The 24,735-nt window shown below is 70.8% G+C and carries 22 protein-coding genes, 1 tRNA gene and 1 pseudogene; 14 read left to right on the forward strand and 10 right to left on the reverse strand.

All coding sequences use genetic code 11. The features are described 5' to 3' along the window. The coding region (locus tag H0488_RS10120; RefSeq protein ID WP_183099155.1) for an ABC transporter substrate-binding protein at positions 1-758 on the reverse strand (758 nt) is incomplete at its 3' end. A gap of 105 nt (positions 759-863) precedes the next feature. Beyond that, positions 864-1,439 carry a dCTP deaminase gene (dcd, locus tag H0488_RS10125; RefSeq protein ID WP_183099156.1) on the reverse strand — a complete coding sequence of 192 codons (576 nt, stop codon included), beginning with the start codon at positions 1,437-1,439 and terminating at the stop codon, positions 864-866. A gap of 73 nt (positions 1,440-1,512) precedes the next feature. Between dcd and H0488_RS10130 the strand changes: the two genes are divergently transcribed. The 4 genes from H0488_RS10130 (at position 1,513) to H0488_RS10145 (ending at position 7,266) form a co-directional block, all read left to right on the forward strand. Then, positions 1,513-2,274 carry an SGNH/GDSL hydrolase family protein gene (locus H0488_RS10130; RefSeq protein ID WP_183099157.1) on the forward strand — a complete coding sequence of 254 codons (762 nt, stop codon included), beginning with the start codon at positions 1,513-1,515 and terminating at the stop codon, positions 2,272-2,274. A gap of 88 nt (positions 2,275-2,362) precedes the next feature. Beyond that, a complete protein-coding gene (locus H0488_RS10135; protein WP_183099158.1) occupies positions 2,363-3,934 on the forward strand; it encodes a hypothetical protein in 1,572 nt (523 codons plus the stop codon). 45 nt (positions 3,935-3,979) lie between these two features. Beyond that, positions 3,980-4,052: transfer RNA gene (locus H0488_RS10140), tRNA-Gly, on the forward strand. Between the two features lie 595 nt (positions 4,053-4,647). Next, complete coding sequence (locus H0488_RS10145) at positions 4,648-7,266, forward strand: hypothetical protein (RefSeq protein WP_183099159.1); 2,619 nt, start codon at positions 4,648-4,650, stop codon at positions 7,264-7,266. A gap of 31 nt (positions 7,267-7,297) precedes the next feature. Here the strand turns inward: H0488_RS10145 and H0488_RS10150 are convergent, their stop codons facing one another. Further along, positions 7,298-8,218: a methylenetetrahydrofolate reductase gene (locus H0488_RS10150; protein WP_183099160.1), complete on the reverse strand. Its 921-nt coding sequence runs from the start codon at positions 8,216-8,218 to the stop codon at positions 7,298-7,300. A gap of 208 nt (positions 8,219-8,426) precedes the next feature. On the opposite strand from H0488_RS10150, the gene H0488_RS10155 reads away from it, so the two are divergent. After that, entirely contained in the window at positions 8,427-9,632 is a 1,206-nt protein-coding gene (locus H0488_RS10155; RefSeq protein ID WP_183099161.1) for a Fic family protein, read from the forward strand. Between the two features lie 29 nt (positions 9,633-9,661). Next, the gene (locus tag H0488_RS10160) at positions 9,662-10,294 is read left to right on the forward strand and encodes a DUF2461 domain-containing protein (protein WP_183099162.1); all 633 of its coding nucleotides are present in this window, start codon (positions 9,662-9,664) and stop codon (positions 10,292-10,294) included. Positions 10,295-10,306: 12 nt separating this feature from the next. Here the strand turns inward: H0488_RS10160 and H0488_RS10165 are convergent, their stop codons facing one another. Next, on the reverse strand, positions 10,307-10,759 hold the full coding sequence (locus tag H0488_RS10165) for a nuclear transport factor 2 family protein (protein WP_183099163.1): 453 nt from the start codon (positions 10,757-10,759) through the stop codon (positions 10,307-10,309). A gap of 119 nt (positions 10,760-10,878) precedes the next feature. On the opposite strand from H0488_RS10165, the gene H0488_RS10170 reads away from it, so the two are divergent. Then, positions 10,879-11,556 (forward strand): hypothetical protein, encoded by a 678-nt coding sequence (locus H0488_RS10170; protein WP_183099164.1) that lies wholly within the window; start codon positions 10,879-10,881, stop codon positions 11,554-11,556. A 90-nt stretch (positions 11,557-11,646) separates the two neighbouring features. Here the strand turns inward: H0488_RS10170 and H0488_RS10175 are convergent, their stop codons facing one another. Next, positions 11,647-12,105: an RrF2 family transcriptional regulator gene (locus H0488_RS10175; protein ID WP_183099165.1), complete on the reverse strand. Its 459-nt coding sequence runs from the start codon at positions 12,103-12,105 to the stop codon at positions 11,647-11,649. Between the two features lie 152 nt (positions 12,106-12,257). Between H0488_RS10175 and H0488_RS10180 the strand changes: the two genes are divergently transcribed. Then, positions 12,258-14,129: an acyl-CoA dehydrogenase gene (locus H0488_RS10180; RefSeq protein WP_183099166.1), complete on the forward strand. Its 1,872-nt coding sequence runs from the start codon at positions 12,258-12,260 to the stop codon at positions 14,127-14,129. 94 nt (positions 14,130-14,223) lie between these two features. Here H0488_RS10180 and H0488_RS24045 read toward each other — a convergent pair whose 3' ends face one another. Both H0488_RS24045 and H0488_RS24050 read right to left on the reverse strand, forming a co-directional pair. Next, positions 14,224-14,907 carry a LysR substrate-binding domain-containing protein gene (locus H0488_RS24045; RefSeq protein ID WP_446685609.1) on the reverse strand — a complete coding sequence of 228 codons (684 nt, stop codon included), beginning with the start codon at positions 14,905-14,907 and terminating at the stop codon, positions 14,224-14,226. A gap of 136 nt (positions 14,908-15,043) precedes the next feature. Further along, positions 15,044-15,169: pseudogene (locus H0488_RS24050) on the reverse strand (LysR family transcriptional regulator); the annotation flags it as partial. Positions 15,170-15,238: 69 nt separating this feature from the next. Between H0488_RS24050 and H0488_RS10190 the strand changes: the two are divergent. The 5 genes from H0488_RS10190 to H0488_RS10210 are packed head-to-tail and all read left to right on the forward strand — an operon-like array spanning position 15,239 to position 19,293. Beyond that, entirely contained in the window at positions 15,239-15,841 is a 603-nt protein-coding gene (locus H0488_RS10190) for a LysE/ArgO family amino acid transporter (RefSeq protein WP_312856280.1), read from the forward strand. 15 nt (positions 15,842-15,856) lie between these two features. Then, positions 15,857-16,882, forward strand: a complete 1,026-nt coding sequence (locus tag H0488_RS10195) for a family 43 glycosylhydrolase (protein WP_183099168.1) — start codon at positions 15,857-15,859, stop codon at positions 16,880-16,882. 52 nt (positions 16,883-16,934) lie between these two features. After that, entirely contained in the window at positions 16,935-17,522 is a 588-nt protein-coding gene (locus tag H0488_RS10200; protein WP_183099169.1) for a hypothetical protein, read from the forward strand. Between the two features lie 20 nt (positions 17,523-17,542). Continuing rightward, positions 17,543-18,358, forward strand: coding sequence for a maleylpyruvate isomerase family mycothiol-dependent enzyme (locus tag H0488_RS10205; protein ID WP_183099170.1), 816 nt, complete (start codon positions 17,543-17,545; stop codon positions 18,356-18,358). Then, a complete protein-coding gene (locus tag H0488_RS10210; RefSeq protein WP_183099171.1) occupies positions 18,355-19,293 on the forward strand; it encodes an oxidoreductase in 939 nt (312 codons plus the stop codon). Before H0488_RS10205 ends, H0488_RS10210 begins: the two co-directional genes overlap by 4 nt. A gap of 22 nt (positions 19,294-19,315) precedes the next feature. Here the strand turns inward: H0488_RS10210 and H0488_RS10215 are convergent, their stop codons facing one another. Next, positions 19,316-20,917: a calcium-binding protein gene (locus H0488_RS10215; protein WP_183099172.1), complete on the reverse strand. Its 1,602-nt coding sequence runs from the start codon at positions 20,915-20,917 to the stop codon at positions 19,316-19,318. A 128-nt stretch (positions 20,918-21,045) separates the two neighbouring features. Between H0488_RS10215 and H0488_RS10220 the strand changes: the two genes are divergently transcribed. Further along, complete coding sequence (locus tag H0488_RS10220) at positions 21,046-21,219, forward strand: hypothetical protein (RefSeq protein ID WP_183099173.1); 174 nt, start codon at positions 21,046-21,048, stop codon at positions 21,217-21,219. Between the two features lie 162 nt (positions 21,220-21,381). Here the strand turns inward: H0488_RS10220 and H0488_RS10225 are convergent, their stop codons facing one another. Both H0488_RS10225 and H0488_RS10230 read right to left on the reverse strand, forming a co-directional pair. Then, complete coding sequence (locus H0488_RS10225) at positions 21,382-24,411, reverse strand: hypothetical protein (RefSeq protein WP_183099174.1); 3,030 nt, start codon at positions 24,409-24,411, stop codon at positions 21,382-21,384. A gap of 111 nt (positions 24,412-24,522) precedes the next feature. Next, positions 24,523-24,735: hypothetical protein (locus H0488_RS10230; RefSeq protein WP_183099175.1), on the reverse strand; the 213-nt coding region annotated here is incomplete at its 5' end.

A 24,735-nucleotide genomic window follows, 5' to 3' on the forward strand; every position in this document is an offset into this window, starting at 1 on the left:
GGCGCCCCCACGCCCAGCTCGGCGAGCAGCCGCGGCCGGTTCTCCTCGGCGCTGTAGATGCCGATCTGCGAGGTGTCTGCGGCGTTGAGGTAGGTGTAGGCGATGGTGGCGCCCTCGAGCTGCGGGTAGTCCGCCGCGGTGTCCGCGATGAGCTCCTCGGTCTCGACCGTCACGTCGGCGGCGACGTCGCTGCGACCGAGGGCCTCGCCCGCGATCTCGAGCGACTCCTTCCAGTCCGTGAACCACATGTCGCCCGGGTAGGCGACGGTCGGGATGCCGGCGGCGGTGAGCTTGTCGAAGTCCTTCTGGGTCAGCCCGGAGTTGGTGCCGAGCACGAGGTCCGGCTCGAGCGCGATGATCTCGTCGACCGGGATGCCGTCGGTGGTGTCGAGCCGGAGCGGCGGCTCCGCCCCGTCGATCTCGGCCAGGGCCTCGTCGAACCAGACCGACGACCCGTCCTCGGTGCCGCCCCACGTGATCCGCTCCGACGCGATCGGGACGACACCCAGCGAGAGCGCGACGTCGGCGTCGGCGTACCCGACGGTGACGACCCGCTCCGGCTCCGACTCGATCACGGCGTCGCCGAGCGCGGACTCGACGGTGACCGGGAACGCGTCGGCGTCGGCGGTCGTGGTGGCGGTCGGGTCGGCGGCGTCGTCGGCGGTGCTCGATCCCGTGCTGCACGCGGCGAGCGCGGGCAGGCAGGCGGCAGCGACGGCGACGACGGCCGTACGGCGGAGGGTGGTGATGGGGTTCACGGGCTTCCTTCGTTAGCGGTGCGAGACATCCGAGATGTCCGCACCGTACTAAGGTAAGCCTTACCTATGCAAAAGGTGTGAGCCGACTCACGCCGGCCGTTCCGCTCAGATCGTCGTCCGGTGGAAGTTGAGGTAGGACCGCGACGGCGTCGGGCCGCGCTGACCCTGGTAGCGCGAGCCGTACTTCGCCGAGCCGTAGGGGTGCTCGGACGGGGACGACAGCCGGAAGAAGCAGAACTGGCCGATCTTCATGCCGGGGTAGAGCTTGATCGGCAGCGTCGCCACGTTGGCGAGCTCGAGGGTCACGTGACCGGAGAAGCCCGGGTCGACGAAGCCGGCGGTGGCGTGGGTGAGCAGGCCCAGCCGCCCGAGCGACGACTTGCCCTCGACCCGCGCCGCGATGTCGTCGGGCAGCGAGACGACCTCGAACGTCGAGCCCAGCACGAACTCGCCCGGGTGCAGGATGAACGCGTCGTCGCCCTCGGGCTCCACCATCCGGGTCAGGTCGGACTGGTCGGCCGCCGGGTCGATGTGGGGGTACTTGTGGTTCTCGAACACCCGGAAGTACCGGTCGAGCCGTACGTCGATCGACGACGGCTGCAGCATCGCCGGGTCCCAGGGGTCGAGCGCGACCCGTCCCTGGTCGATCTCGTTGAGGATGTCGCGGTCGCTCAGCAGCACTCGGGCACCCTACCGGCCGCCTGGCCCGTGGTCAGTGCGCGAGACCGTCGGCCCGGCAGGCACAATCGGTGTCATGACGTTTCAGCGCTACGTCGCCCTCGGTGACTCCTTCACCGAAGGCGTGGGTGACGCCGACCCGACGCGACCCAACGGCTGCCGCGGCTGGGCCGACCGGGTCGCCGAGGTCCTCGCGGCCGGCTCGCCCGACTTCGGCTATGCCAACCTCGCCATCCGCGGCCGCAAGCTGCCCGCCATCATCGACGAGCAGGTCGGCCCCGCGATCGAGCTCGCGCCCGACCTGGTGACCATCCACGGCGGCGGCAACGACGTCCTGAGGCCGAAGGTCGACCTCGACGGGCTGGCGGCGTCGTACGACGAAGCCGTCGGGCGGCTCGCCGCCTCCGGCGCCCACGTCGTGATGTTCACGGTCGCGGACCCCGGCCTCAACTCGGTGATCAAGGTGATCCGCGGCCGCACCGCGATCTTCAACGAGTGGGTGCGCGAGATCGCCGACAAGCACGACGCGACCGTGGTCGACCTGTGGCGGATGCGGGGGTGGAAGGTCAGCGAGATCATGGACGAGGACCGGCTGCACCTGAACCCGGTCGGCCACCAGGCCATCGCGATCGCCGTGCTCGACCGGCTCGGCATCGCGCACGGCCTGGCGCCGCTCGCCGTACCTCCCGCTCCCGAGCTGCCCCGCCGCGCCCAGCGGCAGGCCGACCTGGCGTGGGCCCGCACCCACCTGGCTCCCTGGGTGCACCGGCGGATCACCGGCCGCTCGTCCGGCGACGGCGTGACACCGAAGCGGCCGAGCCTCAGCCCGATCGGGTAGCACGGATCTGGCGAAGCGCCTTCGCCGCGGCAGGTCCCGGGTTAGCGTGTGCCTCCGAGGTCCGACCCTCGGCATCCAGGGAGGACCAGTGCCGCTCCACCGCCGCGCCCGTGTGCTGGCGATCATCGTCTCGGTGGTCGTGAGCGTTGCGTTCGCCGCCGCTTCCGCGCGACCGATCGGTTCACACGCGGCGGCAGCCGCCGCCGCGCCGGGCGCCTACTGCTCGTACGCCGGGCAGGCGGGCCTCGACACCTACCGGTGGACCGGCGCGTACGACGACGAGTGGGGCGACTACCGCAACTGGACCAAGAACGGCGTGGCCCTGACGGTCGGCCAGTCGCCCCCGGGCGGGGACGGGGCGGAGCAGCCCAACGAGCTGTCCGGCAACCCGACGATCAACATCAGCCGGAGCCGCGACTACGTCTGCATCCCCTCCGGCTCCACGGTGCACCTGGGTCCCGACACCGAGTGGAACGCCCGCATCCAGGCGCTGGACGTCGCCGGCACCCCTGCCCAGCCCACCCACCTGCACATCGGCTCCGGGGCGGTCCTGCGCGTGTTCGGCTCGCAGGTGACGCGACCGTCCGTGATCCGGGGCAACGTCACCGTCCTCCTCAACGGTGCCCTCGGCGGTCAGGGTCGGATCGACCTCCGGGGCACGATCCAGGCGCGCAACGTCGTGGGGGCGCCGGCCTTCCTCACCCGGCGCTGCGGGACTGAGGCGACTGCTTGTCAGACCGCCCCGGCAGCGCGAGGGCTGTTGGTCGTCGGCAACACCGGTCGGGTCCTGGTCGACGTCCAGGGCCTCAACGTCTTGGACTACTACCGCATCCGGGTGCACGGCCTCGTCCAGCTCAGCAACGAGGGCTACATCGCGGCCGACCACGGGACCCGCTTCGAGCTCCGGCCCGCCACCGACGGCGGCGCGGGGACCGGCACGCTGCAGATGAGGAACGACGGCGGCTACTACGAGGGCTCGACCCCGCCCGACGACGAGGGGCTGTCGGACTTCGTCAACGACGGTCGCATCCTGAAGTCCGGCGGCGCCGGCACGTCGGTCGTCTCCGCCGACTACACCGCCTCGGCCGCGTCGGTCACCCGCGTGGCGTTCGGCACGATCGTCCTGCCGGACGGTGCCGTGCGGCCGGCATCGGTGGCGGCGGGCAAGCGGTACGGGACCGCCGTCTGCACCTACGTCGGCAGCTACGCCTGCCAGACCGTCACCGACCCCGGGGTGGACCTCCAGTCCGCGACCCTTCGGGTGCCCGCCGCCGACAGCGACGGCGCGTCGGTCAGGGTCACCGAGTTCACCGGCGCCGACCCCTATCTCCCGCCCGGCACGGTCGGCAACCCGGTCACCTTCCACGCGACCCAGCTCACCGCGACCGCAACCGCCCCGGCGGTCATCGAGCTGAGGTACGACGACACGCTCCTCGCCGGCCAGACCCCCGGCACGATGATGATCGAGCGGCTCCCGAACGGCGCCTCGTCGTACCAGCTCGTGCCGACCTGCCTCGGCGGCGGGACGCCCCCCGGTGTCGCCGTCGCCTGCGTCGACCGACGCGGTCTCGCGATCAGCAGCAGATGGGCGCCCGACGACCCCGGCGACCTGATCATGGTGGTCCGCACCCGCGCCACCAGCCGCTGGGTCGGCCACTGACTCCGATCCGGTAACATCCCCGCCGTACGGACCCGGTCCGTCGATGCGGATGTAGCTCAGTTGGTAGAGCGCGACCTTCCCAAGGTCGATGTCGCGAGTTCGAATCTCGTCATCCGCTCTCGTTTGATTGCGCGAGCGTGTCGCGGACGGTGCTTGCCGCCCGGACCCTCGCTTCGCTCGGCCCGCGGGCTGCGCACCGTGCGGGCTTCACCCGCTCGCGCCACGCTGCCGCGCGTGTTGGATTGCGCGAGCGTGTTGAACTGCGCGAGGACAGGCCTGCGGTGGTTGAGGTGCGAGGCCGCCTGCGGCCGAGCCTCGAAACCACCACAGGCTTTGGTTTCGAGGCTCGCTGCGCTCGCACCTCAACCAGCGGCACACAGGCCTTGGTTTCGAGGCTCGCTGCGCTCGCACCTCAACCAGCGGCACACGGGCTTTGGTTTCGAGGCTCGCTGCGCTCGCACCCCAACCAGCGGCACGCAGGCCTTGGTTTCGAGGCTCGCTGCGCTCGCACCTCAACCAGCGGCACACAGGCCTTGGTTTCGAGGCTCGCTGCGCTCGCACCTCAACCAGCGGCACACAGGCCAAGGCAACCGCACTGCGGCGATCCTTCAGGTGCCGCACTCACCGGCCGATCAGGGGTGATCGGCCGTGCGCCTGTGTGGGGCGCGCCGGCGCAGGACGCGCCGTGGCCTGTTGCCAAGGAGGGTGACGCCGTGCCGTTGCGCCGTCTGCTGGTCCTGCAGGTCCTTGCGCTCGTCCTCGTCGGCGCGTCCGCGGTGGAGGTGACGGCACCGTCGGTGGAGGTCGCGCACGCCCACGGGCCCTGCGGCCACCTCGAGGCGATCGCCGTACTGCCGGACGCCTGTGCCCACGAGGACGAGGCGCCGCCGGGGATCGACCCCGAGGAGCCCGTGTCGACCAGCGAGCTGCGCAGCCGGCTGGGCGGCGGCGAGGGCGCGTACGCCGCGGCCGAGGAGCTCGGCATCGCCGCCCCGACGTCCGTCGCGGTCGCCAGCCCCGAGGTGCCGTGCGACGGCGACGGTACGAGCGGCTACCGCGTCCAGGCCATGTACGTCGTCGAGGCCGGCCGGACGAACCGCTTCGCAGCGCTGCACAACAGCTTCCAGCTCTGGGCAGCGGGCACCGACGACGTGGTCAACCGCTCGGCCGCGCTGACCGGGGGAGTCCGGCACATCCGGTACGTGACCGACCCCAGCGGCGGCTCCTGCGTGGCGCGGGTCCTCAACGTCACGGTGCCCGCCGGCTCGCTGAGCTCGTTCAACTCCTCCGTCGCCGCGGTGCAGGCCCTCGGCTACACCGACCCGGCGCGCAAGTACCTGATGTGGACCGATGCCACCGTCCTGTGCGGCGTCGCGTCGATGTACCTCAACGACAACCAGGCCCAGGGCAACCCCAACAACGGGACGTATGCGCAGTACGCCCGCGTCGACTCCGGCTGCTGGGGCCTCGGCAACGGAGCGGCGCAGCACTCCGTGGAGGCGCACGAGGTGCTGCACACCCTCGGCGGCGTCCAGAACACGGCGCCGCACTCCACCCGGGCGGGTCACTGCTGGGACGAGTCGGACACCATGTGCTACCCCGACGGCGGCGGCTATCCGATGCAGCAGCTCTGCCCGGTCGAGCGGGAGTACCTCTTCGACTGCAGCAACGACGACTACTTCTCGACGTACCCGGACCCGGGGAGCTACCTGGACGGCCACTGGAACGCCGCGGACTCGCGGTTCCTGATCGGCGGCGGCGACGGCAGCGGCGGCGGTGACCCCGGCGCGCCGACCGTGCTCGGCGCGACGATCGGGGTCAACAACCCGGCCGTGCCCGGCCTGGCCACCCAGGCGACCGTGACCCCGTCGCTCCCGACCGGGCGCACCATCACCTCCGTCCAGTGGAAGTCCGCGCGCGCCGACTGCGGGTTCAGCGCGCCGACCTCGCTGCAGACGGAGGTCCAGTGCGCCGCGACGGCCAGTACGTCGACGACCGTCACCGCCACCATCGTCGACTCGACCGGCGCCACCAAGTCGGTCACCAGCCCGCTCACCTTCGCGACCGGCGGCGCCCGCCCGGTGACGCTCGCGCTCGGAGCGGCCGGCCAGAACCCCGCCGACGGCGGCAGCGTCGCGGTCTGCGCAGGCAAGGCCTTCCCGCTGACGGTCGCCGTCGTGGACACCGCCAGCGGTCAACCGGTCAAGGGGTTGAGGACCGTGGTCACGAAGCAGACCTCGACCATGACCTCGCCGACCAGCGCGGGCACCCCAGTGACCGCTGCCAACGGCGTCGCGGCCATCAGCCAGACGGCGACGCTGCCGACGACGTACCGCGGGCGGACCGACGCCGGCACGGTGTACGCCGCCGGCGCCCCGGTGTCGCTCGTCGCGGCGCCCACGCAGTGCGCGACCGCGCTGACCGCGGGCCTCGACAAGACCGCCGTCTACTACGCGGATCCGGTCACCGTCTCCGGCCAGCTCACGGCCACCGCGGGCGGCGTCGAGGTGCCCGCGGCGGGCGTCAGCCTCGCCGTACGCCTGACGACGCCCGCCGGCAAGGTGCTGTCGCTGGGGACGGCGAAGACCACCGCCAGCGGCGGCTACTCCCTGGTGGTCAAGCCGACCGCGACCGGGACGATCTCGGTGGTGCTGGCCGCCTCGACCGGCTACGCAGCCGCCTCGGCGACCGCCGGCTCGGTGACGGTCGAGGTCCCGGCGACGCGGCTGACGGGGGCGACCGACAAGACCGACGTCGGGTACGGCGCGCCCATCCGGGTCACCGGAACCCTCGAGCGGGTCGCCGGGTCGACGGTGACGCCCCTGGCCAGCAAGGCGGTGTCGTTCTACGTCACGCCGGCGGGCGGCACCCGGGTCAGGATCGGCGGCGCGACGACCACCGCGAACGGCTCGTTCGCCGCCTCGGTGCCGCTCAAGGTGTCCGGCACGCTGTCCGTGGGCTACGCCGGCGCCGCCGGCCAGCCGGCCGCCACCGAGACGATCGGCCCTGTCGTGGCCGGCACGTGGAGCACCTCGCTGACCGCGTCAGCCTCCGCCTCGGCCGTCGTCGCTGGCGGCTCGTTCGCCCTCACCGGCTCGGTCCAGCGGACGTACGCCGGCGCCACCCAGCCCGCGCCCGGCGTACGGGTCTCGGTGTACTTCACCCCGACCGGCGGGTCGCCGACGCTGGTGAAGACGGCCACGACGACGACCGCCGGGGTCTACAAGGCGACGATCTATCCGAAGGCCACCGGCACCTGGACCGCGCGGGTCGTCGGCGTACTCGGCCACGCCGACTCCGCGGCCCCACCTGTGGCGGTGTCGGTGGGCTGACCCGGTCCGAGCCGGCAGCGGGTGGCACTGGCTAGGTCCGGAGATGCGCAGCAAGTCGAGCAGCGAGCTCCACTGATGCCTCGATCTCTTCTCGCCGGATCGAGACGCTCTCGATGTTGAGGCCGAGCGGCACGCCGAGTCGGCGGCAGTAGTCGATGAGCTCGACTGCCGTCGCGACCGCCTGCTCCAACGAGGCCGCCAACGGATTGGCTGAGTGCTGGAGGTCGTTCTCGATCCATCGGGGCACATCGACCCCGAGCCAGCGGAGGAACTCGAGCGTCTTCATCGAGCCGCACACCGAGAACGTGAACACGATCGGCACTGGAGTCAGCCCTCGCGCCTCACATTCGTACCGGTAGTCGGAGACGAGGTTCTTTGCGGCGTTGAGGTCGTAGACGACCTGGGTGACGAAGAAGCGACAGCCGGCCTCCTGCTTCGCGATCAGCCGCAGGTGCTCGTTCTCGCGGCGACTGTGCCGCTCGGGAATCGCCACTCCGCCCAGCAGCAGGTCCGGGTTTCCTTCGGCGCGCATCACTTGAGCATCGGTGAGGGAGACGGCTGCAGACGTGTCGCTGGAGGCGGCGCCGACCATCACCGTCAAGGTACGGGTCGGGTCCTGTTCGGCGATCCAGGTCTGGAGATGTTCGCGTTGGTACTTGCCGACCGCGCGGTAGACGATCACCGGGGTCTGCCACGACTGAAGGTGGTCGGTCCGATAGTCGGACGGATCGACGGTCGGACTGAACGGGAACGGGCGCTCGACCGGGTTGCGGGAGCTCTCGTCGTCGATGTCGTAGAGGACGAGACCATCGAGATCGAGATGGCTCAGCCGTTCGATCGTGGCCTGAGCGATGCCAGACAGCCGATCGGCGGGCGTCGAGCGCCTGGGTGGTGTGATCGCGAAGAGGACGAAGCCTCCTCGACCAGAGCTGATTCGAGCGGTCAGGTCCACGTCGCGACGCTATCGGCCCGAGCCCCTCGGCTCTCCGCATCCGGAGGTTCGAGCGCTTCCCTGAAGCTGCGCTCGACGGCAACCGGGTCGCTCTCACCTGGGGCGATTTCACACTTCCGCCAGTTCACTGACACGTTCGATCGACTCGTTTCACTCATGTGCCAGTAACAACGGTGTGATTTCATTGAAGTGCCCATAGACTGACATCGTGGATGTCGGGATGTTCGTAAACGAAGGTATGGGATCGCTCGTGCCTATTAGCGGGACCGACCTTGCGGCCGGGCCGTGGGAGCACCAGGCCTTCGTTCCCGTTCCGCTGGCGTCGATCGGCGCCCCGGATCTCGAACCGGCGACATACCTGGCGATCGCGAATGCGCGCGCGGCGCTCGCCGCGTTGGATGCGACTGCTCGCCAACTCCCGAATCCGCAGTTGCTGCGTCGTCCCACGCTCCAGCGTGAGGCCCAAAGCACCTCGGCACTTGAAGGAACCTACGCACCGCTGACAGACGTGCTGACTGCCGACGACGATCCGCCTCCGCAGACGAACTTGCGGGAGATCGTCAACTACGTCGTCATGGCAACGCAGGCCTTTCGACGCATCGGCGAAGGACGTCCCCTCACCACTGGGCTGCTGTGCGACATGCAGCGAACGCTGGTCGAAGGAACGAAGGACGAAGGTCCAGAGACCGGCCGCGTGCGTCGCACGCAGGTTGCCGTTGGTCGTCGGAGGGATGCGGCCGTCAACGAGATCCCGGTCAAGGCCGCCCGGTTCATCCCGTCTCCCCCGGGGCAGGAGCTCGACGCGGCCATCGGCGATCTGATCACTTGGGTCAAGACGAACCACTCGCAGACCCTGGACCCGGTTGTCGCGGCAGCGATGGCGCACTACCAGTTCGAGGCCCTGCACCCGTTCCACGACGGCAACGGTCGGATCGGGCGCCTTCTCATCGTCCTCCAGCTCTACATGCACGGCGTCCTGAGCGAGCCCACCTTGACCGTCTCTCCCTGGTTCGAAGGTCGTCGAACGGAGTACTACGACCGCCTTCTCGACGTGTCGTGCACTGCCAACTGGAACGACTACGTCGGCTTCTTCGCGACCGGAATTCAGGAGTCTGCCGACCTCACGCACCGTCAGATGCTTGCCCTTGTCAAGGTTCAGGAGTCGATGAAGGACCGAGTACGCGCGTCCTCTCTTCGCGCAGAGAATGCGCACCTGCTCGTGGACTTTGCGGTGGCGAACACGTCGTTCACGGTTCGCGGAGTCCAGAGCGCGCTGCAGGTTTCCTATGGACGGGCAAACACGTTGGTCCAGCAGTTGGTCGAACTTGCCATTCTGCAGGAGCTTCGGGTTGTCGGAGGCACCCGTCGCTTCTCGGCGCCCGACGTGGTGGACGTGATCGTCAACACGCAGTGAGCGCGGCACAGGGCAGTAGGTTCGGCTGCGTGAGCAGCTTCCATGGGTTTCCCGTCGCCGCGCTCGACTTCTACGACGACCTCGAGGTCGACAACACCAAGTCGTTCTGGGAGGCCCACAAGGCGACGTACGACAACGACGTGAAGGCGCCGATGGTGGCGCTGACCGACGCGCTCGCGCAGGAGTTCGGGGACGCGAAGGTGTTCCGCCCCTACCGCGACGTGCGCTTCGCGAAGGACAAGACGCCGTACAAGACGCACCAGGGGGCCTTCGTCGGCGCGGCCCCCTCGACCGGGTGGTACGTCGAGGTGTCCGCTGCCGGGGTGCGTGTCGGCGGCGGGACCTACCACGCCTCCGGCCCCGAGCTGGCCGCGATCCGCGAGGGCATGGCGGAGGAGAAGTCCGGGAAGGTGCTGCAGCGGATCTTGCGCGACCTCGACCGCGGCGGCTTCGAGATCGCCGGCGACCGGCTGAAGACGACGCCCCGCGGATACGACAAGGACCACCCGCGGATCGACCTGCTGCGGCACAAGTCGCTGCTCGGCATGCGGTCCTACGGGTTCGAGCCCTTCGTCCACACCCCCGAGCTGCTCGACCGGGTGCGCCACGACTGGCGGCGCCTCCGCCCCCTCGTCAGCTGGATGGCCGAGCAGCTCGCCTGACGCCCCGCGTGCTCAGGGCTTGGTGAAGCTCGCCATCGTCCGGTCGGGCTCCCAGAACGCCTTCATCGACTTCACTCGGCCGTCGTCGTCGACGACGTACACCATGATCAGCTCGGTGACCGTGTAGCTGCCGTCGGGGAAGGCGGTCTTGATCCGGCCGATGTTGGCGCAGGTGTTGCTCTCCGGGTTGGCGAACGAGTCGTAGATGTCGAACTCGAACGACGCGATCGGGGCGATCGCCTTCTCCCAGAAGGCCGAGATGCCGGCGTGCCCGTGGTGGCCCTTGCCCTCGGGGTCGAACATCGACCGCCCGACGGGGTCCTCGAGCACGCAGTCCTCGGCGTAGACCGTGAGCCACTCCGCGAGGTCGCCCTTCGCGACCGCGGAGTACGAGCGCTGCGAGGCCGCGCGGGCGGGGTGGGGGTCGTTGGGAGCGTTCCACGCGATGGCGTCGGAGGTGATCATGCTGCCGATGGTACGGCGAGAACTGGAACACGTTCTAGTGATCGGCGTTACAGCAGGTGTCTCTCCGGGGTTAGGCGGGCGTTCACGGTCCGGTCAGGTCGCGCGGTCACGCTGGCGCCATGGCCAAGAAGCGAAAGGTCTTCCTGCACGTCGGCCCGTCCGGTGCCGGCGACATCATCGAGCTCGCGCTGGTGCACCACCGGGACGCGCTGGTCGAGCTCGGCATCGACGTACCGGTCCGGTCGGCGGAGGAGACCTTCCTCTCCGCCGTGGAGATCCTGCGCGAGCACAAGGCGTGGGGCTTCGCGCGCAAGGAGGTCGAAGGGCACTGGGCGGACGTGTGCCGCCGGATCTGGAAGGGCAACCAGACGGTGGCCCTCAGCCTCCCGCTCGTCGCCCGGGCGTCGCGTCCCGAGATCGACCTGCTGCTCGACGGCCTGGTCGGCCTCCAGGTCCACGTCGTCGTCACGGCCGGCGAAACCGACGAGATCGACGGGATCGTCGAGCGCTGGGGTGCCGCGGTCCGGCGCCCCGATCGGCTGCACGTGATCCGGCTCGACGAGCCGACGCCGAAGCGGGCGTGGAAGGCGTTCGGCAAAGCCGCCGGCTTCGGTACGGCGTCGCTCGGACTGGACGACGTACCCGACCAGCCGGGCGCCCGCCCCCTCGCCTCCCTCGACGAGGCGCGCCGCGAGATCGAGCGGCTCGCCCGCCGCAACCAGAGCCTCGAGCGCTGGCGCGACGACAGCGAGCGCAAGCGCAAGAAGCTGAAGCGGCGGCTCAGCGACGTCGCCTGACCGCCTTCTGGCAGTGGCGGCGAGCCGCCAAGCAGCCGTAAACAACGACTGCGTCACCTGCGGGCGCGGCAGCGTGTCGCGCAATCAAGCTCAGTGGGCCTTCCAGGCGTCCTCGTCGGCGGTGCGCTTGGTCACCGCCGCGGGGAGGTCGCCGTCGGCGAGCTGCTGGATCGAGACCTCCTCGAAGACCTCCCGCAGGGAGCTCCGGGCCGCGATCCACACGTGCTGCAGCACGTTGGCGGACTCGTTGTAGCTGACCGCCTCCGGCCGCAGGCCGTAGACCGAGACCAGGGGGCCGTCGACCGCGCGGATCACGTCAGCGACCGAGACGTCGGACGCGGGCCGTCCCATCCGCCAGCCGCCTGACTGGCCGCGCTGCGACATCACCACGCCGGAGCGGCGCAGGTCGGCCAGGATCGCCTGGAGGAAGCCGTGCGGGATGTCCTGGAGCCGACCCAGCTCCTCGGCGCTCACGGCCCGGCCGTCCTTGCGTCCCGCCATCTCGATCAGGGCGCGCAGCGCGTAGTCGGACTTGGCGGAAACTCGCATGGGTCCAGTGTCTCAGATTTGTTGATCGGTTCACTTCACATGGGCCCGTGCTTGCACGGAGCAAGCACCCCCCGTATCATTAAGTTACTCGCGAGTAGCCCCCATGGCCACTCGTGCCATCACCTGTCATTCAGCGTAGAAACGGTGGGACTGTGAGCCACTACAAGAGCAACCTGCGGGACATCCACTTCAACCTGTTCGAGCTTCTCGGGCGCCAGGAGATCCTCGGCGCCGGGCCGTTCGAGGAGATGGACGTCGACACCGCCAAGGAAATCCTCTCCGAGGTCGACCGGATCTCCCGCGAGGACCTCGCGGCCTCCTTCGAGGACGGCGACCGCAACCCGCCGGTGTTCGACCCCAAGACCAACACCGCGCCCGTCCCCGCGTCGTTCAAGAAGAGCTACGACGCCTGGATGGAGGCCGGGTTCTGGAGCCTCGGCGTCCCGGAGGAGGTCGGCGGCACCGCTGCCCCCTCGTCCCTGGTCTGGGCGGTCGGCGAGCTGATCCTTGGCGCCAACACCCCGATCTGGATGTACGGCGCCGGCCCGTTCTTCTCCTCGGTCGTCTTCGAGAACGGCACCGAGCGCGACAAGCGCATCGCGCAGATCATGGTCGAGCGCCTGTGGGGCGCGACCATGGTGCTCACCGAGCCCGACGCGGGCTCCGACGTGGGCGCCGGCACGTCGTACGCGACGCCGAACGACGACGGCACCTGGAACATCACCGGGGTCAAGCGCTTCATCACCAGCGCCGAGTCCGACCTCCAGGAGAACATCATGCACCTGGTGCTCGCGCGTCCGAAGGGCGTCGAGGGCATCGGTGGCCCGGGCACCAAGGGCCTGTCGCTCTTCCTGGTCCCGAAGTACCACTTCGACCTCGAGACCGGTGAGCTCACCGGCGAGCGCAACGGCGCCTACGTCACCAACGTCGAGCACAAGATGGGCATCAAGGTCTCCAACACCTGCGAGGTCACCTTCGGCGACCCGCAGATCGGCGGCGGCGAGCCGGCCAAGGGCTGGCTGCTCGGCGAGGTGCACGACGGCATCGCCCAGATGTTCGACGTCATCGAGAACGCCCGGATGATGGTCGGCACCAAGGCCATCTCGACCCTGTCGACCGGCTACCTCAACGCACTGGAGTACGCCAAGGAGCGGGTCCAGGGTCCTGACCTCACCCAGGCGTCCGACAAGACCGCGCCCAAGGTGACGATCACCCACCACCCCGACGTGCGGCGGTCGCTGATGACCCAGAAGGCGTACGCCGAGGGCATGCGCTCGCTGGTGCTCTACACCGCGTCCGTCCAGGACCGGGTCCAGCTGGCCGAGAAGGGCAGCGACGAGTACAAGGCCGCTGCCGCTCTCAACGACCTGCTGCTCCCGATCGTGAAGGGCTACGGCTCGGAGCGCTCGTGGACCCTCCTCGGCACCGAGTCGCTGCAGACCCTCGGTGGCTCCGGCTTCCTGCAGGAGTACCCGATCGAGCAGTACGTCCGGGACGCCAAGATCGACACCCTCTACGAGGGCACCACCGCGATCCAGGGCATGGACTTCTTCTTCCGCAAGATCGTCAAGGACGGCGGCACGGCGCTCGGCCACATCGCCGGCGAGATCAAGGCGTTCGTGGAGGACGAGAACGGCAACCCGCAGCTCAAGAACGAGCGCGCGCTGCTGGCCACCGCCCTCGAGGACGCCAACACCCTCGTCGGCCAGCTGGTCAACGACCTGATGAGCGCCGACGTCACCAGCGGCGGCGACCTCCGCAACATCTACAAGGTCGGCCTCAACACCACCCGGCTGCTGATGGCCCTGGGCGACGTCGTCGTCGCCTGGCTGCTGCAGCGCAGCGCCGAGGTGGCGCTGGCCGCTCTCGCCGGTGACCCGGGCAGCGACAAGGCCTTCTACGAGGGCAAGGTCGCGGCGGCGCAGTTCTTCGCCGCCGAGGTGCTCCCGAAGGTCAGCGCCGACGTCGCGATCGCCCAGGCGACCGACCTCTCGCTGATGGATCTCGACGAGGCCGCCTTCTGACGTCCTCGTAGGTCGAGGAGGTCGCTCCGGCGACCGTCACGAGACCACCGTCGACCCGGCTCCAACTTGGAGCCGGGTCGGCGCCTTTTGAGGGCTAGTTCGAGCCGGGTCGGCGCAGGTGGGTGCGGGCGGCGGCGTGGACCGCGGCGGAGAGCCGGGTGAGCGCGGGGGAGTCGAGGCGCCACCGCTGCCAGAACAGGGGTACGTCGACGCGGTTGTCGGCGTCGCGGCCGGGGAGCCGCACCAGCGCGCCTGACGCGAGGTCCGGGCCGAGCTGCGGCTCGGGCACCAGGCACCAGCCGAGCCCGCGGAGCGCCGCCTCGTGGAAGTCGGCCGACGTCGGCACCTGGTGCACCGTCCGCGGGGTGACCCCGCGCGCCGCGAGCACGTCGTGCTGGAGGGCGTCCTTCTCGTTGAACACCACGACCGGCATCCGCTCCCAGTCCATGCCCCTCCCGCGGCGCCAGCGCTCGACGAACGCGGGCGTCGCGGCGGCGGCGTACCTCAGCACTCCCAGCGGCTCGACCGCGCAGCCCTGGACGGCCGTCGGGTCGCTCGTCACGGCGGCGAGCGCGGCGCCGCTGCGCAGCAGCCCCGCCGAGTAGGCCTGGTCCTCGACGCGGAGCCGCAGCGCGACGCCGTCCCAGTCCGCGGCGNGCCTGGTCCTCGACGCGGAGCCGCAGCGCGACGCCGTCCCAGTCCGCGGCGGCGGACAGCACGTCACGGAACCACGTCGCCAGCGAGTCGGCGTTGACGGCGACCGGCAGGCCGACCACACCGTCGGCCTCGGCGCCGGGGAGTCGCGCCTCCTCGAGCAGCAGCCGGGTCTGCCGGCCCAGCCGGACGTACGCCGCGCCCGCCTCGGTCGGGCGGCAGGGCGTGGTGCGGCTGACGAGCACCTGGCCCGCCGTCGACTCGAGCGCGCGGATCCGTTGGCTGACCGCGCTCGCCGTCACGTGCAGCACCCGGGCGGCCGCTTCGAACGAGCCGTGGTCGGCGATGGCGACGAGCGCCTCGAGCTGGGCAGGCTGTGGCGACATGAAGCAACGCTAATGGATCCGAAGAAACATTCGCTGGTCTACAGCAGGGTCCGACCCTACGGTCGATCCGTGACTACCGCTGCCGGCGCCGGCCTGATCACCGGTCTGTCCCTGATCGTCGCGATCGGGGCGCAGAACGCGTTCGTGCTGCGCCAGGGCCTCGCCCGGCAGTACGTCGGGCCGGTCGTCGCGGTGTGCGCACTGTCGGACGCCGTGCTCATCGCTGCCGGTGTCAGCGGCATCGGCGCGATCGTCGCCCACGCGGGGTGGGTGCTCGAGGTGGTCCGCTGGCTCGGCGTCGCCTTCCTGGCGGCGTACGGCGTCGTCTCGCTGCACCGGGCGCGCCGGCCCGACACCCTCGAGGCGGCCCGCGCCGGCGTCCCGTCGCGCAAGGGGGCGCTCGGCCGTGCGTTCGCCCTGACCTGGCTCAACCCGCACGTCTACCTCGACACCGTGCTCCTGCTCGGCTCGATCGCCAACCAGCACGGCGGCACCGACCGCTGGTGGTTCGCGGCCGGTGCCTGCATAGGGAGCGTGCTGTGGTTCACCGGTCTCGGGTACGGCGCCGGGGCCGGCCAGCGCCTGCTCGCGACTCCGCGCGCGTGGCAGGTGCTCGACGTCCTCATCGGACTCACGATGTTGGCGATAGCCCTGTCGTTGGCGCTGTCCTGACCTAGAGTCCGGCTAGTGCTGCGCCGTGCCTGTCTCCTCCTCGGCACGCTGCTGCTCGCCCTGGTCGCGATCGCGCCGACCGCCGCGGCCTACCCCGAGCCGGTCCTCACCACCGACAGGGCGGGTGACCCGAGCGTCGTCGAGACCCTGAACGGCAGGATCCTGGTGACCACCGGCCCGCTGGTCCGGCGCGCGCGCTGGGACCCGGGCGAGGGCTGGGAGTGGATCCGCCCGGCGCTGCGGCGGCTGCCCCGCTGGGCCAAGGACGACGACGTCTGGGCGGCCGACCTGGCGCGCGTCGGCGACCAGTGGGTGCTCTACTACGCCGCCCGGGTGCGCGGCCTCGGCAAGGGGCGCCGGTGCATCGGCGTCGCGACCGCGCCGACGGCGTACGACGACTTCCGGCCGGTCGACGCGCGACCGCTGGTCTGCCACGCGCGGGCCGACACCCCGCTCGCGCACGACACGGTCCCGAACACCCCGGGGCTGCCGCGTAGGGGCGTGATCGACCCGTCGTACTTCGTGGACGGCGACGGGACGCCGTACCTGCTCTACAAGACCGACGGCGTCCCCTCCTCGATCCGGATGCTCCCCCTGGGGCCGCGCGGGTTGGGGCCGGCGGCCGGCGCGACCAGCAGCGAGCTGGTGCGCGCGGACTGGGTGATGGAGAACCCGGTGATCCTGCTCCGGGGCGGGTTCTACCACCTCTTCACCTCCGAGGACATCTGGTCGAAGTGCAGCTATCGCACGGTCTGGCGGCGCTCGACCGACCTCGCGACCTGGCCGGCGCGACCGCGGCGGGTCCTGCTGTCGCGCGAGACCACCGACGGCCTCTGCGGACCGGGTGGCGCCGACGTCCTCGTGGTCGACGGGCGGCCGCTGATGTACTTCCACGGCTGGGTCCGCGAGGGTACGACGACGCCGCCCGACCCGCCGTTCGTGGCCGGCGGCCGAGGTCCGGCCGCGCGCCGGGTGCTCTACGGCGCGCAGCTGCGGTTCACCGACGACGTGCCCGGCATCGCCCGCTACCTGGGGCAGTGATCTGAGTAGCCGTGCTCAGGCGTCACGGCCAACGCTGCGCGACGGTGGAGGCATGAACCTTCGGATCCTCACCGCAGCCACGGTCGGTGCCGCCGTCCTCGGCCTCACCGCCTGCACGTCCGCCAGCCATCGCGCCGAGGCCGACGAGCTCGGCGACCGGCTGCGCGACCTCCCCGGTGTCGAGACGGTCGAGGTCGACTACGTCGAGCCCGAGCTGCTCGACTCCGCGGACGTCGACGTCGCGGTCGTCATGACCGGCGACGCGGATCCGGAGCAGGTCGCTGCCGTCTTCGAGACCACCTACGCCGGCCTCGTCGACGCGCACGCCGACGAGGAGGGCAACCTGACCGTCCGGTGGGACGACGACGAGCTCACCCTGCGCACCTTCGAGTCCGAGGCGGACCCGGCCGACGTCGCCGACGCGGCCCAGGTCGGCGCGGAGGTCGCCGCCAGCCACCGGCGGGTCTATCTCAACGTGATGACCCAGGACGTCAGGGAGTCGCCGCACGTGAAGTCGCTGGTGCTGCTGCGGCTGCCCGCCGGCACCGAGGCCGTCGACCGGCGGCGGGTCCGCGACGAGATCGCCGCCGCGTACGGCGACCGTTCGGTGGTCGTGGACGTGCGGATCAGAGCTCGCTGAGCCTCGTTACCATCGCGGCCATGAGCGATGCCGAGCGGCTTGCGACGTACGTCGAGACCTGGTGGCAGGCGATCGGTGACTTCACCGCCCTGCTGGAGTCCCTCCCCGAGGACGCGTGGGCGCTGCCCACGGACCTGGCCGGGTGGGACGTGAAGGCGGTGGCCTCCCACACCGCCCACCTCGAGAGCATCCTGGCCGGCGGGCCAGAGGAGACGGCCGACATCGGCGACCCGCCGCACGTGACCGGGCCGATGGGGCAGTTCACCGAGGTCGGCGTGGTCACCCGCCGTGACCACGCGCCCGCCGCGATCGTCCGGGAGATCCGCACCGTGACCGCTGCGCGGCACGAGGCCCTCCTCGCCGATCCGCCGACCGACCCGGCCGCGCCGGCGCCGGGGATCTTCGGGCTGATCGGCTGGACGCAGCAGACCCTGCTCCGCAACCGTCCGCTCGACGTGTGGATGCACGAGCAGGACGTCCGCCGCGCCGTCGGCCGGCCCGGCGGCATGGACAGCGCGGCCGCCCAGCACACGGCCGACTACCTCTCCGAGTCCTTCGGGTTCGTGGTCGGCAAGAAGGTCGGCCCGCCGGCCGGCACCACCGCGGTGCTGGCGGTCGAGGGCAGCCCGGTCGTGGCGGTCGAGGTCAACGAGGCCGGCCGCGGGCAGCGGCTGCCCGAGGAACCGGCCGAGCCCGACGTCCGGATCGCGATGGACCGGGAGACCTTCATCGTCCTCGCCGGCGGCCGCTGTGACGCCGAGCCGGGATCGGTGACCATCGAGGGCGACGCCGAGCTCGGCCGGGCGATCGTCGAGAACCTGGGGACGACGCCATGACCATGACCTCGACGCACTGGACCGTCGCCGACATCCCGGACCAGTCGGGCCGGACCATCCTCGTCACCGGGCCGACCATCGGTGGGCTCGGCCACTACACAGCCCTCGAGCTGGCCCGCAAGGGCGCGCGCGTCGTACTCGCCGGGCGCACGCCCGCGAAGGTCGACGAGACCGTCGCCTCGATCCGCGAGCAGGTGCCGGACGCCGAGCTCGAGACGCTGCGGCTCGACCTCGCCAGCCTGGACTCGGTGCGCGAAGCCGCCGCGACTGCTGCCGGCCTCGGCGCCATCGACGTGCTGGTCAACAACGCGGGCGTGATGGGTACGCCGTACTCCCGGACCGCCGACGGCCTCGAGCTGCAGATGGCCACCAACCACTTCGGACCGTTCCTGCTCACCGGGCTGCTGCTGTCGCAGCTGGTCGCGAGCGGCGACGGCCGGGTGGTCACCGTCTCCTCGCTCATGCACAGCACGGCGACCAAGGCGCCCCTCTCGGACCCGAGGCAGCAGAAGGGCCGCTACTGGCGGTGGCCGGTCTACGGACAGACCAAGCTGGCCAACCTGCTGTTCACCGGCGAGCTCGAGCGGCGCTGCCGCGCGGCCGACCTCCCGGTCACGGCGATCGCCGCGCACCCCGGCTTCGCCGGCACCCACCTCGCCGCGAACGGCCAGTACGGCCGGGCCAACGGTGGCATCGCGTCGATCCTGGACGCCACCGTCAAGGCGGTCTCGCAGTCGGCCGAGGCCGGCGCCTGGCCGTCGCTGATGGCGGCGACCGCGGACCTGCCCGGCGACACGTACGTCGGTCCGAGCGGGTTCCGTCAGCTCGCCGGGACGCCGCGCCCGGTCGGCCGCACCCGGCTTGCCCGCGACCGGAAGGCCGCGGCCAGGCTCTGGGAGATCAGCGAGGAGACCGTGGGGCTGCGCTACCCGTAGCCGACCCGGTTGCCGGGCCCGGTCACTGGCCGCGCTTCAGGTCCCAGCTCCAGGTGACCGTGCCCTCCGGGGCGTTCAGCGGCACGTACGACGTCGTACCTGCCAGCGTGGTGACGGGCTCGGCCGGGACCCGCTGGTCGTCGGCCTCGGCGGCGTTGGTGTTCATCGGCCGGTAGAGCACCGTCTTCGGGTCCTCGTAGGGGCAGTCCACCTCGACCTCGACCTGCACGGTGGTGCTCCAGAGGCTGAGCGAATAGGTGCCGTCCCAGTCGAAGATCGCCAGCTCGGCGCGGCCGTCGAGGTTCGCGGCGCCGTCGTAGGTGCAGCCGGCGGAGTCGGTGCCGTCGACGCGCCAGGCGATGTCGGCGTCGCCCGCCCAGTAGTAGCCGGCGGCCAGCTCATCCATGTCGACGCCTGCCGACCAGGTCTCGACGACGCCGCCGGAGTGGGTCAGCGTGCCATCGGCGGTGCCGGACCAGGCCGCGTCCTCGGCGCGGCAGTTGCGCTTGACCTCGACGTCGGACTTGCACAGGTCCGGGTCGTCCGAGCTCGGCTCCGGCGTGCCGAGCGGACCGCCGTCGCACTCGTCGTGCCCGCTCCCGCCGGCGCAGGTGTCGACCCCCAGCTCGCCCCACAGGTGGTCGTCGCCGCCACCGCCGGCCAGGGTGTCGTCGCCCTCGCCGCCGCGGACCGTGTCGGTACCGTCGCCGCCGTCGAGGGTGTCGTCCCACAGGCTGCCGGTCAGCGTGTCCGTGCCGGCGCCGCCCTCGGCGGTCGAGCCGGTCCCCGTCAGCGTGAGCTTGTCGTTGCCGTCGCCTCCGCGAAGGGCCGTCGCGGTGGTGGTGCCGGTCGTGATGGTGTCGTTGCCGGTGCCGCCCTGCGCCCAGCCGCCGTCGCCCTCGCCGAGGTCGACGGTGTCGTTGCCCGGCCCGGCGTCGACGTAGTCGCGCCCGCCCTGGCCGAGGATCCGGTCGTTGCCGTCGCCTCCGCGCACCGGCTTCGCCGGGCTGCCGTCGAGGCCGCCACCCAGCTCGATCGTGTCGTCGCCGGCCCCGCCGTCGACGTCGGCGTCGCGGTTCCAGTGGCCGTCGATGAAGTCGTCACCGTCCCCGCCCCGCAGCACGAGGCCTGCCCACTGGGCCAGCAGCCGGTCGTCGTCCGCGCCGCCGTCGAGGACGACCCCCTCCTCCTTGCCCGCCAGCTCGTCGTCGCCGGCACCGCCGCGCAGCACCGCGCCGGCGCTGGACCCGATCAGCGTGTCGTCGCCCGCGCCACCGTCGGCGACGTCGTCGCTGCCGGTGCTGCTGTCGAGCTCGTCGTTGCCGCCCTCGCCGAAGATGCGGTCGGAGCCGTTGCCGGCGTGCACGAAGTCGGCCCCCGGTCCGGCGCAGACCAGGTCGTTGCCACGGCGCGCCGAGATCCGGTCGTTCCCACCTCCGGCCCAGATCACGTCCCGCCCGTTCGTCCCGGTCAGCGTGTCGCGACCGGCGGTGCCGACGATGGTCGCGACCTCGCCCTGGCAGCGAGGCGTCGCCGCAGCATGGACGTCGGGGATCGCGGCCAGCGCTCCGAGGGCAACGGCGGTGGTCAGTACGGCGCGGCCCGCAACGGGCTTCAAGATCATCACGGGGAGTAGATGCCTGTTGGCGCCGGGAAGGATGCAGGATCGGGCCGCAAATCATCCCTCAGGAGGAGGGAGGCGGGCCCGCCTCTTCGTCGTGCTCGGCTGGCGCGCCGGTCTACGCTGGCCGCATGAACATCGTCCATCTCACCGACGAGGAGCTGGAGATGGCTCGCCACGGGATGACGGCCTACCTCCACAGCTTCGGGCACGACGAGGCAGACGTGCACGTCGTCATCAGAGCCGTTCTCGCCCGCCTAGCAGCCGCGCAGCCGGAGCAGGATCCGTCGGCGGCGCTCGACTGACCGCACGTGGCCCACGTGTTCTACGTCATCAACCGGATCGCGGACGCGCTGGACTTCAGCTACCGAGCGGATCGCGACCGAGTGCGCGGCGCCGCGTGCGGTGCGAGAGCAGCCGTGTCCCCGACCCGCTTCGCGGCGGGATGACGACGGTTGGCTGGCTGTTCACACGGGCAGCGGTGGGATGCGCGTGGTTTCCACGGGGTCGGCCAGCACGGGCTCGTCGGTCCATCCCGCGACGGCCGCGCGGTAGTCCAGTGTGTGCTGATAACCGCTGTGGGTGTTCACCTTCGGTCCAGCATCGCCCACGATGACGTCGGGCACTTCGCGGACGTACGTGTCCGGAGCCCGGTCCAGATCGCTGAAGACCCGGAAGCCGAGAGGGTCGGAGCGGCGGAACAGGTTCACCCAGGCACCACCGGCAGCGTGGAGACGCCCGGCGAGGCTCTTCGGCTTTTCGACCCAGGGTGAAGGCGAGGCGGAGGAGGTCGTGGTCGGCGCATCCGGCTCGGGGTGGGTGAGAAGGGTGATCCCTGGGGTCGGTTCGTATCCGATCTGGTCAGGCCCGAACACGGCAGGAAAGATCCGCCCGTAGAGCGCGCGGATCTGGCTGCCGTAGGTGATGACGCGGACCCGTTTGAGGTCGGCCCGGGGCAGTCGGCTCAACACGGCGCAGACGATGACCGAGCCCTGCGAGTGACCGGACAGGATGACCTGGTTTCCGGCCCGGAGGTCGGTCCCGTCCTTCTCGTAGTGGAGCGCCCAGTCCACGCGCGTCCGAAGCTCGGGTACCACGCGTTCGGCGTAGCACGGCGGCGCCAGCGGATGGGCAGCTCTCGGCCAGAAGGTGGTGAGGTCCCACAGCACCCCGATCGCCTTGCGAGTACCTTCCGACGTACGGACCCGCGAGAACAGCAGCACCAACCCGGCTCCCAGTGCGAGGGCGACGTACATGCCGATCGTGGCAAGTGGCCCGAGGGACTCGGACCTCTCCCACGGCGCCTTGTTGCCGCCCGCCGCTACCACGATGAGGCCGATCGCGAGGACCGACGTGATGGCACCGACGACGTCCAGGAGCCGCTCGGCCCGGTGCGCGAACGCCGCTCGACGCCTGGCCTTCCGACACTCGAACCGGTAGCGCGGCGGGATCTCCTGGTCGACCAGTTCGTCGATGCTCGCGTGGCTTCGACGGAAGAGCAGCAGCGCGATGAGCACCCAGGCGACGAGGCCGACCAGCCACAGTGTCTGGGCGAGCGGCGACCAGATCAGGACCTGGGGTACGACGAGTGGTACGGCGGGTGGGGTCGTCGGTCGCAGCTCCACACCGTCGTCGCTGTCGATCCGGATCCGTGGCTCGGCGTCGCTCTCGCTGCTGGGCAGGTGGAGGATGCCGCCGACGAGGAACCTGCTCGACTCCGGCGAGCATGGGCTCTGGTCGGTGATCCGGACGCACGAGTCCTCGATCCGCAACGTGTTGGACTCGAGGACGAGCAGGCCGTCTTCGAGACGGGTGCGCCCCTTCTGCAACGCGACACCGTCGAGGTCGGCTACGGCATCCTCGTCGACGTCGAATATCCGCTCGGACTCCACGATTCCGGACCGGATCACCGGGTCGTCCCCGGCGAGTGTGATCACGGCGTCGCGTACGACTACGTCCCCCGTGAGGGCCAGGACCGAGCCCTCGTCGGGGTTCATGACCGCCTCGGTGGCGATGGACGTCGAGGGGTCGCCGAGTCGCGACACCAGGTCGTCGACGCCGTGGTCCCCACCGTTGAGGTAGTTCGCCGTGGCAGTCACGATGCCCGTCGTGAACAGCAACGCGATCCACGCTGCAGCCGCCAGCATCACCGAGGCACCCGCGCCGTTCCAGGCTTGATGCTGGTGGCGACGGCCGTTCATGACCTGCCAGACCCCAAGGGCGACGAGGAGGGCGCCGGCAGCAACGACTCCCCCTGCCTGCCAGAACCGCACCGGCCCGGGGAGCAGGTCGAGGTGGCCGAGGTGGCTCATCATCGCGCCGGCTGCCAGGAGCAGGACAACGCCCACGGTTGCGATCGACCACCGCGCCGCCATTCGCTCGCTGGTGAACAGCGCCAGGTGGACTGCGGTGAGCGAGACGAAGACGCCGATGAACCAAGTGTTGTCGCCGACGAAGTCGACCTGCTGGTTGACGTCGCGGGAATGCATGCAGAGGAACACGAGATGGGCTGCGACGGTCGCGCACATCGCACCCAGCAGTACGCCGGGCACCCATCGGTGCCATCCGGTGTAGCCGTCAGGAGCGGAGCTCCGGCCCACGAGGGGGCGTTCGTCGTACTCGACGTCGTCGGGGTGCAGCGTCATCGCCCACGCGGTTGCGAGTCCGGCGAGGCCGAGCGCGATCAGGAAGGTGAGGTCCACCAGTTCGCCACCGCCGACCTGGTGATTGACGACGTGACCGCCCGAGAAGGCGACGACCGTCGCGAGGGCGACCGTGAGGTGGATCCGCTGCAGTTGCTGCGCGCGGAGCTTGCCGCTCCAGAGCTTGCGATGCCGAAGCACGGATGAGGGGTCGTGAGCGTCATCACCGTCGTCGAACGTGACTTCCTCGTAGCGCAGCAGCGACTGCCTCGAGAGGAACCACAGCACCGCAACGAAGAGGAGCGGAAGCACGCTGCCGACGGCGAGGCGCTGGGTGGCCGACAGGTCGGCCATCAGGTCGAGTACGCCGGGCAGCCGCTCGCAGCCCGGGCTGTCACCGCGATAGCACTGCCATGCGACGAGGTTGACACCGATCAGGGCCGGGATCAGCACCATGAAGACCGTGAGCAGAAGTGCGCCGAGCCGGGTCAGTCGAGCACTCCACAACGCCGTCTGCGCGCTCGACCCGAGTCGGAGCCGCGCCCAGTAGGCCAGGTTGGCGAGTGCGAAGGGCAGCAGGAGCAGCCACATCGCCCGCTGGACCCAGCCGAGAAGGCCCCGTACGCCGGAGGTGAGCGTGCCCCATGAGTACGCCTCGACCGCGACCGGCAGACCGTCCAGCTTCCGATAGGGGAGCGTCCCGCTCTCGGAGCGGTACACGCCGGTCAGGTTGTCCCCAGCGACCTGCCGTACGTCGCCCATGTCGATCCCGAGCATCTCTGCGGGAGATGTGCCGTGCACGCCGTGGACCCGCAGCTCGACGGTCTCCTGCGCCGGACCCTCGCCCTCCGTCATGCGTAGGGCTTAGCAGAGAGCCGACGGCTTGGGCAACGATCCGCATCCCGACGGCGGGCCTGAGCATTGCGGCATCCGACGCAGCAATTCGTTGGTCTCGACAGGGTCGACCTACCGCTGTTGTGCCCCGTCGTTCATCTCGTCGCTCGTCCCGTCCCGAACGGCGTCCACCGGGTCGGGCTCCGTGCCGCCGGCGACTGCCGGGACCACCGGGGCCGCATCGGCCCGTGCCTGTCGCCGGCGGGCGCGTCCGCGAAGCAGCGCGCGGCCGAGCAGCGCCGAGCCGGCCAGCAGCGCCAGCCCGCCGGCGAGGAGACCTCCACC

Origin of the sequence: Nocardioides pelophilus, from assembly GCF_014180685.1 — a bacterium.
Classification (GTDB): Bacteria; Actinomycetota; Actinomycetes; order Propionibacteriales; family Nocardioidaceae; genus Nocardioides; species Nocardioides pelophilus.